The following is an 11897-nucleotide window of genomic DNA, read 5'->3' on the forward strand; positions in this document are numbered from 1 at the left end:
GAGCCGCTCGGCCGCCGCAGCGGCGGCGAGCTCCGCCTCGCGCGCCTGCTCCGCAAGCCCCGCGAGCCGCGCCGACGTCTCCGCCGCGGCCGTGCCGGCGCGCGCATGGCGCTCCTGCGCGGCGCGCAGCGCGGCGGCAAGCGCCGCCTCCAGTCGCGCGGCGGCTCCGTGGCGGCGCTCCAGCTCCGCCGCGTCCTGCAGCGGCTCCGGCACCGCGGCCAGCTCCGCCTCCAAGCGCGCCTCCCGCGCCGCCGCATCAAGCGCGAGCGGCTGGCGCAGCGCCTGCAGCCGCTCGCGCTCCGCCTCCAGCGCCTCCAGCCGGCGCTCCAGCTCGGCCAGCGCTTCGCGCAGCGGGCCGCGCTCCGCCTGCAGCGCCTGCAGCCGCTGGCATTCGCCGCGCACCCGGCGGCCCTCCTCGAGCGTCTGCTCGAGCTGCCGCTCCAGCGGCTCGGCTCCGATCTCGAGCTCCGCTCGGCGCCCTTCGGCCTCGGCGACGCGCTCCTGCGCCGCGGCGGCCTGCGCGGCCGCGGCGGCGAGCTCGCGCTCGAGATGCAGCAGCGCGGCCTTGGCCTCCTGCAGCTGCTCGCGGCGCACCGGCTCGACGTCGGCCGAAGCCTTGCGCGGATGCGCCTCGCTGCCGCACACCGGGCACGGCTTGCCGTCATGCAGATGCTCGGCGAGGCGTCCCGCCTGGCCCTCGATCCAGCGCTGCTCCAGCCGGTCCGCCGCCTCGCGGCTCGCCAGCGCGGCGCGCTCGCGCTCGTCCCGCGAGCGCTCCAGCGCCTCCGCCTGCCGGCTCGCCTCGAGCATCGCCTTCAGCGCCTCATGACGGCGCAGCAGCTGCTCCAGCCGCCGCTCGAGCTGCGGCAGCGGCTCCGTCGCCCGCTCCAGCTCCTCGAGCCGCCCCTGGCGCTCGCGGCGCTCGGCGCGCGCGGCGTCCAGCGCGGCTCCGGCGCGCTCCAGCTCGCGCCGACGCTGCGCTCCCGGGCCGCACCCTCATCCGCCCGGCGCTCGCCGAGCGTGCGCACGCTCAGCGCACTCGCCGGAGCGGGCTGCCGTCCCGAGCTGGTGCCTAGCCGCTCCGGCCTGCGCGGAGCCCGTCTGCTCCACCGAGCCGCCGCGGCCGCCGCCTCGAGCTCGCGCGCCGCCTCCGCTCCGCCTCTCGACCGCGCAGGCGGCGCTCCAGCGCGGCCGTCTCGGTCCCTAGGCTGGGCGCGCCTGTCGTCGTACGCTTCAGAGCGCTCGCCAGCGCTCCGCCGGCCGCCTCGAGCCTAGCCAGCCGGGGTACCCGCCGCCGCGCGCCTCCAGCGCCTCCGCCTGACGGCGGGCCGCGTCGCGCTCGCCCAGCCGCGCGTTGACCCCGCGCCTCGGCGGTAGAGTCTCATGCGTCCCAGGCCGCCTGCGCCCGCTCCCGCTCCTCCAGCAGCTCGCGGCACGCCTGCTCGTAATGCCGCTCCTCCTCGGCCAGCCCGTCCAGCAGCTGCGCCGCTCCAGCATGCTCCTGCGCCAGCACGGCCGCGAGCCGGCTCTCCTCGCGCGCGGGCAGATCGCTCCGCGCCTGCTCGCCGATATAGAGCAGCCGCTGGCGGTCGCCCTTGACCGCCTCGCGCAGCTCGCGGGCGCGCGCGGCGAAGCTTTCCTCCAGCCGCCGGTACAGCTCCGTGCCGAACAGCCGCCGCAGGATCTCTTCCTTATTCTCCGTGTCGGAGGTGAGCAGCTTGCGGAACTCGCCCTGCGGCAGCATGACGATCTGGATGAACTGGTCCCGCGTCAGGCCGACGAGCTCCTCCAGCCGCGCGTCCACCTCCTTGACGTGGAACCGGTCGACCGCCGGAGCCTCGCCGTCCGCAGACAGCTCGTACAGCTCGGCCTTGCCGCCGGTCTCGCTCTTGTTGCCCGCCCGGCGGTGGGCCATCTGGCGGAACACGCGGTAGCGCCGACCCTTGGTCTCGAACACGAGCTCCACCGACGTCGGCTGGTCGTCGCCCGCGAAATGGCTGCGCAGCAGCCGCGTCTCCGCGCGGTCCTCGCCGCTCGCCGCGCCGTAGAGGGCGTAGCAGAGCGCGTCGAAGACGGTCGTCTTGCCCGCGCCGGTCTGGCCGGAGATGACGAACAGCCCTCTGCCGCGCAGCGGCTCGAAGTCGATCGCCTCCTCGTCGCGATAGGGCCCGAAGGCCGTCATGCTCAGTCGAATCGGCCTCATCCCGCCGCCTCCTCTCCGCCGAGCACCCGTCCGCACACCTCTTGGAACAGGCGCTTCTTGCTCTCGCTCAGCTCGGTGCCGCGCACCTCCCGGTAAAAGCCCTCGAACAGCGACGCCGGATCGGTCGCGCGGCGCGCTCCTCCCCGGTCGGCGGCAGAGGCTGGACCGTCGCCCGCGGCAGCCGGAGGCGCGAGCGGACGGCGCTCCACATGCAGCGCGTTCGGATAGGCGGCGCGCACCTTTTCCATCGGGAACAGCACCGGATTGTCGTCGAGCAGCGTCACGAACACGTAATCGTCGCTCCTCTCCTTCGTCGCCTCGATGTCCCGTATGTACCCGCTCACCCGGCGCATGTCGCGGCGCGGCTCGAGGAGCCGCTGCTCGACGGACGCCTCGCCGTCCGCGCCCAGCTCCACGACGAGCCAGCCCTTGCGATGCCGCTCCTCCGAGATGGAGTACTTGAGCGGCGAGCCGGCGTAGCGCACGCTCTCGCGGCCGACCCAGTGCGCCTGATGCAGATGGCCGAGCGCCGCGTAGTGGAACGGATCGAAATGCCGCGCGTCCACATGCTCCGCTCCGCCGATCGACAGCGGCCGCTCCGAGTCGCTCGTATTGTCCTGCGGGCGGCCGCCGGGCGTGACGAACGCATGGCCGACGAGCACATGGCGCGCGGCCGGATCGAGCCGCTCCGCCAGACGCGCGGCCGCCGCCCGCATCGCGTCGTCATGCGTGCGGATCGACTCGTCGCCGAGCGCCAGGCGGACGACGGACGGATCGCAGTACGGCAGCAGGTGGAAATGGACCTCGCCATGGCCGTCCCGCAGCCGCACCGGCTCCGCGTCCGGGTCGTAGCGCCCCGCCAGATGGAGGCCGCGGCCGGCCATCAGCCGGCTGCCGAAGCGGATCCGGTCGGGACTGTCGTGGTTGCCGGCGACGGCGATGACCGGCGTGTCGAGGCCGATGACAAGGCGCGAGAGCGTCTCGTCGAGCAGCTCCACCGCCTCCGTCGGCGGCACCGCCCGGTCGTACAGGTCGCCGGCGATGACGACAGCGTCGGGCCGCTCGCGCTCGACCGCCTCCAGCAGCTGCTCCAGCGCGAAGCGCTGGTCGTCCGTCATGTAGACGCCCTGCACGAGCTTGCCCAGATGCCAGTCGGCCGTATGGATGAACTTCATGTGCGCCTCTCCCTTCCCCTCGTGCCAGGCTCGTCCCGCCCGGCCGATCATGAACATATGTTCTTATACAGTAGCATCTTCGCGCCTTGCGTGACAAGCCTGGAGCGGAGGGCGCGAAACGAAACCAGCCGTCCGGGTCGGCGCCGGACGGCTGGAACGCTTCAAGGCTGGGCAGGCCCCTTATCTGCTTCGTTCGAAGGCTGCCGACGCGCCTTAGCCCAGGCTGCGCACTTCGAAGATCGCGAACTTCAAGTAATGGCCCTCCGAGACGCCGAGCAGCTGCGGATGGTCCTTGCCCGCCGCGCGCCACTCCACGAGGCGCAGCGACTTGCCGGCGTCGGCCGCGGCGTCCTGGATCGCCTGCAGGAACAGCTCGGGGCTCATATGGTACGAGCAGCTCGCCGTGACGAGATAGCCGCCTTCGTTGACGAGCTTCATGCCGTGCAGGTTGATGTCCTTGTAGCCGCGGCAGGCGCCTTCCACCGCGCCCTTCGTCTTGGCGAAGGCCGGCGGGTCGAGGATGACGACGTCCCAGGTGCGGCCGCCTTCCTCCAGCTTGCGGGACGTATCGACGCCTTTGGCGCCTTCGGCGCGCGCGCTGCGCTCGTCCTTGCCCTTCACCTGCCGGCGCAGGTACTGGAACGCGTCGTCCACGACGAACTCCACCCGGTCCGCGAAGCCGTTCCGCTCCACGTTGCGGCGAGCCGTCTCGACGGCATGCTCCGACACGTCGAGGCAGGTGACCTTTTTCGCTCCGTACTTGCAGGCATGCAGCGTGAAGCTGCCCGTATGCGCAAAGCATTCCAGCACCGTCGCCCCGTCCCAGAGCGGGTAGGCGACAGGCTTGCCGCTCTTGTTGACCGGCACGAGCGCCGTCTCTCCGTCCGGCCGCCCGCCTGCCGGCGCGGCAGCCTCCCAGCCTTCCGGCAGCTCCGCAAGCGGACGCCGCTCGAGCCGGATGCCGCTGCGCGCGCCCCAGCCTTTCATGAGCGGCGCGATCGAGGCGCGGTTTTCCCGCTGGTCGTAAAAATAGCCGGTCTTCTGGCCTTCCTCCAGATCGACCTCCATGACGATGCCGTTCTCGACGATGTCGACGTAGCGCGGACAGTCGCCGTACAGCACGCCCGTGCGCTCCTCCAGCCCTTCCAGGCGGCGCACGCCGACGTCGCTGCGCTCGTAGATGCCCTTGGGCCGGAAGACGGCGACGAGCGCCCGCACCAGCTGCTCGCGGCGCTGGTCCATGCCGAGCGTCAGGATCTGCACGACGAGCACGTCCGCGAAGCGGTCCACGACGAGCCCCGGCAAATAATCCGCCTCGCCGTAGACGAGCCGGCAGTCCGGCTCGGAGACGAAGCGCTCGCGATACGCGCGGCACTCCTCCAGGCGGGCGGTCAGCAGCGCCTCGTCCAGCTCCTGCTCCGGCTGCCGCGAGACGACGCGCACGCGGATCTGCGAGGCGGGATTCCAGTAGCCGGACGCCAGGTAGCGGCCGTTCGCCGCCATGACGTCGACCATGTCGCCCGGCGCGGCCTCTCCGTCCATGCGCTCGATCTCGCCGGCGTACACCCACGGCTGCCCTTGCTCCAGACGCCTCGTCTTCTTTTTATGCAAATAAAGCTTCGCTCTGCTCAAGCCTGATCCCATTCCTTTCGCGATCTATCGATCCCGGGCCGCGCGCCGCGCGGCGTCTCCGGTCATGCCTCCCCGCCCGTCCACATAAAGTAGAAAAGCGAAAGGAGTCCTGTCCATGCTCAGCTCGATCCTCATCCCCGCGCTGCTCGGCTTCGCCGTCTTCATGCTCGGCATGAAGCTGATGGAAGCCGCGCTGCACCGCTCCGCCGGCCGCTATGTCACCGCCGCCGTCGAGCGCTTCACGCGCACGCCGCTGCACGGCCTCGCCTCCGGGGCGGCGATCAGCGCCGTGCTGCAGAGCAGCACCGCCGTCACCGTCATCGCCATCGGCATGGTCAACGCCGGCGTGCTGACGCTGCCGCGCACGCTCGGCATCGTGCTCGGCACGAACGTCGGCACCTGCCTGACGACCGAGCTGATCGGCCTCGAGCTGGAGCGCCTCGCCGGGCCGCTGCTGCTCGCCGCGCTCGCCGGCTGGCTGCTCACCGCCGCGCTCGGCGAGATGAGCCCCTCCGGCGGACGCCACCGCCAGCGCTGGCTCGGGCCGCTGCGCAGCGCCTCGCTCGCCGTGTTCGGCTTCGCGCTGCTGCTCGCCGGCATCTCCGTCATGAAGTCGATCGGAGCCGCCGTGCAGGCCAGCCCGTTCTACGCCTGGTTCATGGAGCGCTCCGATGACAGCCTGCTGTGGGGCTTGCTGGCCGGAGCGGCGCTCACCGCCGTCGTCCACAGCAGCGCCGCCGTCATCGGCATGGCGATGAGCCTCGCCGCCGCCGGGGCGATGCCGCCCGAGCTAGGCATCGCGATCGTCATCGGCGCCAACGTCGGCACCTGCCTGACGGCGGTGCTCGCCTCCATCGGCGGCAGCCGCGCCGGCGCAGGCGTCGCCTGGTTCCACGTCGCGCTCAACGTCGGCGGAGCGGCGCTGTTCCTGCCGCTGACGCCGCAGCTGGCCGCGGCGGCCGCCTCGTTCGGCGGGGGCGCGTCGGCGCAGCTCGCGCATGCGCAGACGCTGTTCAACGTCGCCTGCTCGCTGCTCGCGCTGCCGCTCTGCTACTTGCCGCTGCGCCGCCGCTCCGGCAAAAGCCCCGCTTCCAAAGCCTAGGGCGTGCCTGCAACCGCGCTCGGGGGCATCCATCGCCGCCTTTTCGCCCCCTGTGAGGGACGGAAATTCGGCAACAGCTGCTTCCTTCACAAGTTGCAGGCACGCCCTAGGGACGGGGCCGGCCCCGCTGCCTTACGTGCCGCTGATGCTCAGTCCGAGCAGCCTGAGGGCACCCGCCACGATGCGGTCGTTGTTGTCGTAGCCGGACTGCTTCTGGCGGCGCCAGGCCTCCTCCGGCTCGAACCACTCGACGCCGCGGATCTCCTCGACCTGCGCCTGCAGCGAGCCGCCGGTCGCCTCGACGAGATAGTAGTGGACTTCCTTGTCCACCAGCCCTTTGGCCTCGTGCCGGTACTGGTACTTGATCTGGTCGATCGGCTCGACGATCCGGCCCTGCAGGCCGGTCTCCTCCGCGATCTCGCGAAGCGCGGTCTCCTCCACCGTCTCGCCCGGCTCCATCTTGCCCTTCGGCAGCGAAACCTTGCCGTACCGATCCTGGATGAGCTGGATCTGCAGTCCATGCTCTGGCGTCCGCCGGTATACGACCCCGCCTGCTGAGATTTCCTTCATGCGCTTCCGATCCTCCCCGATCTGATCTTGACGGCGCGGCGCCGCATGTCAGGCTCCTGCCTTCTCCAGCCTTGCCGGCTGCTCCTGCACGACCTCGACGAGGCGTCCGCGGCTCTCGTTGACGCCCGCTTCCGTGATCTCGACGCGGCACAGCTTGCCGATCATCGACTCGTCTCCTTCGAAGACGACCTGGATATAGTTGTCCGTATACCCCATCATCAGGCCCGAGCCCGGCGCGCTGCCCTTGTGCTCGAGCTCCGGGATGACGCCCAGCGTCTGGCCGACGTACTTCTCGGCATAAGCGAGCTGCATCGTCTCCGACAAGTCGATCAGCCGGTGGACACGCTCGTTCTTGACCGCCTCGTCGACCTGGTCCTCCATGCGCGCGGCCGGCGTGCCGGTCCGCTTGGAGTACGGGAAGACATGCATTTCCGAGAAGCCGAGCTCCTTCATGTACGCGTAGCCCGCCTCGAACTGCTCCTCGCTCTCGCCCGGGAAGCCGACGATGACGTCGGTCGTGATGGCGACACCCGGCATCGCCTCATGCAGGCGGCGGATCGTCGCCGCGTATTCCTCGGTCGTGTACTTGCGGCGCATGCGCTTCAGCACCGTGTCGTCCCCGGCCTGAAGCGGCACATGCAGATGGCGGCACATTTTCGGCGACTTGTTCAGCACCTCGATCATGTCCTCGTCGATCTGGCTCGCCTCGATCGAGCTGATGCGGATGCGTTCCAGCCCGTCCACCTTGTCCAGATCCCAAAGCAGGTCGGACAGCTTGTAGTTGTCCAGATCGTCGCCGTAGCCGCCCGTATGGATGCCGGTCAGCACGATCTCCTTGAACCCGGCCTCGACGAGCTTGCGCGCCTGGGCGACGACGCTTTGCGGATCGCGGCTGCGCGATAGGCCGCGCGACCACGGGATGATGCAGAACGTGCAGAAGTTGTTGCAGCCCTCCTGAATTTTCAGGAACGCCCGCGTGCGGTCGGCGAAGTCGGGCACGTCCAGCTCCTCGAACTCGCGCGTCTTCATGATGTTGCGGACGGCGTTGACCGGGACGCGCTCGGCCTGCACCTGGCGCACGTAGTCCATCATCCGCTCGCGGTCCTGCGTGCCGATGACGAGGTCGACGCCCGGGATGTCGAGAATCTCCGCCGGCGACGTCTGCGCGTAGCAGCCCGTCACCGCGATGACCGCGTCCGGATTGCGCCGGATCGCGCGGCGGATCACCTGCCGGCTCTTCTTGTCGCCCGTGTTGGTGACATGGCATGTATTGATGAGATAGACGTCGGCCTTGTCCGTATCGAAGTCCACTTGCTCGTAGCCTTCGTTCTTGAACAGCTGCCAGATCGCCTCGGTATCGTAAAAGTTGACTTTGCAGCCTAAGGTGTGAAGGGCTACCGATGGCATGACGTTCCTCTTCCTCCCATTTCTCCGGACTCGTACATGAGCGCGGCCAGTCCCGCCAGCCCCGCCGTCTCGGCCCGCAATATTCTCCGTCCCAGGCCTGCCGCGAGCGCGCCCGCCGCCTGGATCTCCTCCGCCTCGCGGGGGCTGAAGCCGCCCTCGGGCCCGACGACCAGCAGCACCGCATGCGGCTCGCCGTCCTTCAGGACGCCGCTCTCGCGCGCCTGCCGGATGCGGTCGCCCAGTCCCGTAAGGGCGCCTGGAGCATGGCCCTCTTCCTCGTAGCAGAACAGCGCCAGATCATGCCGCGGCACGTCGGCGAGCAGCTGCTTCCAGCCATGCACCTCCCGCACCTCGGGCAGGCGGCTGCGATGCGCCTGCTCCGCCGCCTCCTTGGCGATTTTGCCCCAGCGCTCCAGCCTCTTCGCCTCTTTGCGGGCGTCGTACTGCACGACCATCCGCTCGGATTGAAAAGGCAGGAAGGCGAAGGCGCCGAGCTCCGTCCCTTTTTGGATGACGAGCTCCATCTTGTCCCCCTTGGGCAAGCCCTGGGCGACCGTCACGCGCCAAAGCGGCTCGCGGTCCATCGGCAGCCGCTCGGCGATGTCGGCGGTCACTTCCGACGCCGACAGCTCCCTCAGCACGACGCGCGCCTCGAGCGAGACGCCGTCGGCGACGATGACCTCGTCGCCCGCCTTCATGCGCATGACCTTGACCATATGATGGGCGTCCTCCCCGCGGAGGACGACCGTGGAATCGCCGAACTGCTCCGGCGAGACGAAATATCGCTGCATCTCATAACCCCTGTATCGTAAAAGTCATCCTCCATCATACACCTTTTGCGGATGAAAATCCATGCGGGCGGCGGGCAAGCCGCCGCTTGGCGATACATTCCATGCGGATCTTCCGTCTATTGGGATAGAAATCCAGAATGATGGAAAGAGGGCGATGTCATGCATGATGAGGACCGGCATGGGAGTGGAGGGAGCGCGGCGCGGCCGAAACCGCCTGTCCCGCCATGGGTCTATCGGGGACTAGCCGTGCTGATCCTCGCTGCCATCGCTGGCCTGTTTCTCGTCGGGTTCCCTCTTTATTCCCTCTCGAAGGAGTTCCGGCCCTTCCGCTTGACCGTCGACAACCAGTCCGGCAAGAGCGTCGACGTGCTGGCGATCTCCATCCGCTCGCGGGACGGTTCGGGAATCGAAGGCGTGAGCTCGCTGGACCGCTTGTCCCGGACTGTGGACAACGGGCGCAAAGCGACGTTCAAGCCGGCGCTGGAGCATGCCGGGGAAGGGTCGATCTACGTGGAGTACCGGATCGGCGGCGACCGCGATTCCGTGAAGACGGTCGTATGCGGGTACACGGAATATGCCAGCGGGTTTTCCACGTTGACGCTCAAGGGGACCGAGGTCCAGCTCGAGCAGAACTGCCATTAGCTGCTAGAGTGCGCATTCAACCGGCTAGGGCGTGTTTGCAGCCTCCGCGTGTTTGCAACCTCCGAAGGAAGCAGATGTTGCCGAATTTTCGTTCCCTGCAAGGAACGTCCCCGCCCGAATCTAACGACTCCTCAGACGCTTAGAACCCCTTTTTCCGCGTCTCCAAATTTTTAACGACGAATCAGACGCTTAGAACCGCCTTTCGCCTGTTTCCGCACGTTTTTTCGACTATTTTGCACGGCTAAGCTCTTCACGCGTCGTTAGATGCTTGAGCCGCCCCATTCGGAGCTTCTAACGATCTGATTCGTCGTCAGCGGCCCTCTCCTTTACACTTCGACTGCAACAGCCGCACGCAAAACCGAGCGCCTCCGGACGGTGCGATTCGCGCAAGTGGGACGATACGGGATTGGGACGATACGCGCGATTGGGACGATGCGTCGGTGTCATGGAATCTCACGGAGCGGAATAGAGCGCAGCTGCAACGGTACCGCTTGCTTCCCGATCGGTCCTTTACAGAGGTGGGCTAAGAAGGCGGCCGCTTCAACTAGATGAACGTGAAAAAGGACAAAGCGAGACGATCTCGCTTTGTCCTTCTTGCCGTGCGGATTGGGAGTACGATTAAAAAAGAGCTTCAAACCACGTTCGGAACATGCCATGCAGATCTCCGACAAGAGCCAGATAAGGCTGCAGCGTCGCTCGATTGAGCGCCGGGATGAAGACGATCAGCAAGAAGATGAGGATGCCCCACTGGGAGTATTGATCGAGCTGGATGCGCGTGCGGCGCGGCAGCAGCTCGTACAGGATGCGATAGCCGTCGAGCGGCGGCAGCGGCAGCAGGTTGAACAGGAACAGCATGCCGTTCAGATAGATGAAGTAGTGCAGGAAGATCGAAAGTGCCTCGACGACGCGATCCGAAGCGCCGAGCAGCAGATCCGTCGAGTTGAAAAGCTGCCATAAAAACGCGCCGACCGCCATCAGCACCAGGTTGCTGAGCGGACCGACGAGCGCGACGACGATGTTCATGAGACGCGGCCGCTTGAAGTTGAGCGGGTTGACCGGCACCGGCTTCGCCCAGCCGAAGCCGGCGATCAGGATCAGGAACGTGCCGAGGAAATCGAGATGCACGGCCGGATTGAGCGTCACCCGGCCTTGCTTGTACGCCGTATCGTCGCCGAACTTGTACGCGGCATAGGCATGCGCGAACTCATGCAGCGTGAACGCGATGATGAGCACGAGCGCGATGAACGGCAGCTCGTCGAGCGGAAAGCGAATGAGGCTTTGCAATCCCTCCATCCGCGCCTACCCTTCGCCTTTCGGCTTCGCCGCCACGAAGGCGATCCATTTGTCCTCGCGGACGCGCTCGACGATCTCGAAGCCCGCGGCGAGCAGCGCCGCGGCGACCGTCTCTTCCTTGTTCTCGTAGATGCCGCTGGCGATGTACGTGCCGCCCGGCTTCAGCGCCGCATAGACGTCGTCGAGGAACAGCAGGATGATCTCGGCGAGGATGTTGGCGACAATCAGGTCGCACGGCACGCGGACGATCAGCGGCTCGTTCACGGCCCGCTCGGCCAGCTCCGCCCGCACCTTGGCCTCGATCGGATTGGACTCGGAGCTCCAGGAGGACGCCTCGCCGCTGCTGATCTTGAGCACGCCGAGCAGATCGCTCTGGAGCGCCTGGATGCGGTCCTCGAGCCCGTTCAGGCGGGCGTTCTCGATCGCGCTCGAGACGGCGACCGGGTCGAGGTCGACCGCGAGCACGCGGCTCGCGCCGAGCTTGACCGCTCCGATCGCCAGAATGCCGGAGCCGGTGCCGACGTCGATGACCTCGTCGCCCTCGCGGACCGTGGACTCCAGCGCGCGCAGGCAGAGCGACGTCGTCGGATGCGTGCCGGTGCCGAACGCCATGCCGGGATCGATCTCGATGACCAGCTCCTCCGAGGTCGCCTCGTACTCTTCCCAGGTCGGCTTGATCGTCAGCCGCTCCGAGACGCGGATCGGCTTGAAATACTGCTTCCAGGCGGTCGCCCAGTCGTTCTCGTCGACCGTCACGACCGAGATGTCGGCCGGCCCGGGGTCGATCTCGTACGTCCGCAGCTCTTCGATGCGGGGACGGACCGCCTTCACATGCGCGTCCATGTCCTCGTCTTCGTTGAAGTAGCCCTTGATGACGACGAAGCCCTCCGGGATGTCGTTCAGCGGCAGCTCGTACCACTGCCCGAAGCTCAGGTCGCGCCGCCGCTCCAGCGAGCCGGACTCCTCGATCGACACGCCTCCCGCTCCCTGCTCATGCAGGAAATTGGAAATCATCTCGACCGCTTCCTCGGTCGTATAGATCGTCAGTTCATGGTATTTCATCGGTGCAGCCCCACTCCTCT

General features: G+C 67.9%; 11 protein-coding genes and 1 pseudogene. 3 read left to right on the plus strand and 9 right to left on the minus strand.

Annotation, left to right across the window (positions count from 1 at the left end):
* A pseudogene (locus B8V81_RS03835) lies at positions 1 to 810 on the minus strand (SMC family ATPase); the annotation flags it as partial.
* Between the two features lie 15 nt (positions 811 to 825).
* Between B8V81_RS03835 and B8V81_RS03840 the strand changes: the two are divergent.
* A complete protein-coding gene (locus B8V81_RS03840; protein WP_101807780.1) occupies positions 826 to 1275 on the plus strand; it encodes a hypothetical protein in 450 nt (149 codons plus the stop codon).
* Positions 1276 to 1381: 106 nt separating this feature from the next.
* Here B8V81_RS03840 and B8V81_RS03845 read toward each other — a convergent pair whose 3' ends face one another.
* From B8V81_RS03845 to B8V81_RS03855, 3 genes are all read right to left on the minus strand, one after another.
* Positions 1382 to 2203, minus strand: coding sequence for an AAA family ATPase (locus B8V81_RS03845; RefSeq protein WP_101807781.1), 822 nt, complete (start codon positions 2201 to 2203; stop codon positions 1382 to 1384).
* Entirely contained in the window at positions 2200 to 3378 is a 1179-nt protein-coding gene (locus tag B8V81_RS03850) for an exonuclease SbcCD subunit D (protein ID WP_028597070.1), read from the minus strand. The genes B8V81_RS03845 and B8V81_RS03850 overlap by 4 nt, the downstream gene beginning before the upstream one ends.
* 213 nt (positions 3379 to 3591) lie before the next feature.
* Positions 3592 to 5010 (minus strand): class I SAM-dependent rRNA methyltransferase, encoded by a 1419-nt coding sequence (locus tag B8V81_RS03855; RefSeq protein ID WP_028597071.1) that lies wholly within the window; start codon positions 5008 to 5010, stop codon positions 3592 to 3594.
* Positions 5011 to 5125: 115 nt separating this feature from the next.
* Here B8V81_RS03855 and B8V81_RS03860 point away from each other — a divergent pair, with 115 nt between their 5' ends.
* Positions 5126 to 6112 carry a Na/Pi cotransporter family protein gene (locus B8V81_RS03860; RefSeq protein ID WP_101807782.1) on the plus strand — a complete coding sequence of 329 codons (987 nt, stop codon included), beginning with the start codon at positions 5126 to 5128 and terminating at the stop codon, positions 6110 to 6112.
* 132 nt (positions 6113 to 6244) lie between these two features.
* Here the strand turns inward: B8V81_RS03860 and B8V81_RS03865 are convergent, their stop codons facing one another.
* Genes B8V81_RS03865 through B8V81_RS03875 form a run of 3 tightly spaced genes read right to left on the minus strand, consistent with a single transcriptional unit; the run spans position 6245 to position 8880 of the window.
* Complete coding sequence (locus B8V81_RS03865; RefSeq protein WP_028597073.1) at positions 6245 to 6682, minus strand: NUDIX hydrolase; 438 nt, start codon at positions 6680 to 6682, stop codon at positions 6245 to 6247.
* 48 nt (positions 6683 to 6730) lie between these two features.
* Positions 6731 to 8089 (minus strand): tRNA (N(6)-L-threonylcarbamoyladenosine(37)-C(2))-methylthiotransferase MtaB, encoded by a 1359-nt coding sequence (gene mtaB / locus B8V81_RS03870; RefSeq protein ID WP_028597074.1) that lies wholly within the window; start codon positions 8087 to 8089, stop codon positions 6731 to 6733.
* Entirely contained in the window at positions 8077 to 8880 is an 804-nt protein-coding gene (locus B8V81_RS03875; RefSeq protein ID WP_101807783.1) for a 16S rRNA (uracil(1498)-N(3))-methyltransferase, read from the minus strand. Before B8V81_RS03875 ends, mtaB begins: the two co-directional genes overlap by 13 nt.
* Positions 8881 to 9210: 330 nt before the next feature.
* On the opposite strand from B8V81_RS03875, the gene B8V81_RS03880 reads away from it, so the two are divergent.
* Positions 9211 to 9522: a hypothetical protein gene (locus B8V81_RS03880; RefSeq protein ID WP_028597076.1), complete on the plus strand. Its 312-nt coding sequence runs from the start codon at positions 9211 to 9213 to the stop codon at positions 9520 to 9522.
* 618 nt (positions 9523 to 10140) lie between these two features.
* On the opposite strand, the gene B8V81_RS03885 is transcribed toward B8V81_RS03880, so the two are convergent.
* Positions 10141 to 10815 carry a site-2 protease family protein gene (locus tag B8V81_RS03885; RefSeq protein ID WP_028597077.1) on the minus strand — a complete coding sequence of 225 codons (675 nt, stop codon included), beginning with the start codon at positions 10813 to 10815 and terminating at the stop codon, positions 10141 to 10143.
* Between the two features lie 6 nt (positions 10816 to 10821).
* Complete coding sequence (gene prmA, locus B8V81_RS03890) at positions 10822 to 11877, minus strand: 50S ribosomal protein L11 methyltransferase (RefSeq protein ID WP_028597078.1); 1056 nt, start codon at positions 11875 to 11877, stop codon at positions 10822 to 10824.
* Positions 11878 to 11897: the final 20 nt, after the last annotated feature.

Source organism: Paenibacillus pasadenensis, from assembly GCF_002864175.1.
GTDB lineage: Bacteria > Bacillota > Bacilli > Paenibacillales > Paenibacillaceae > Paenibacillus_O > Paenibacillus_O pasadenensis.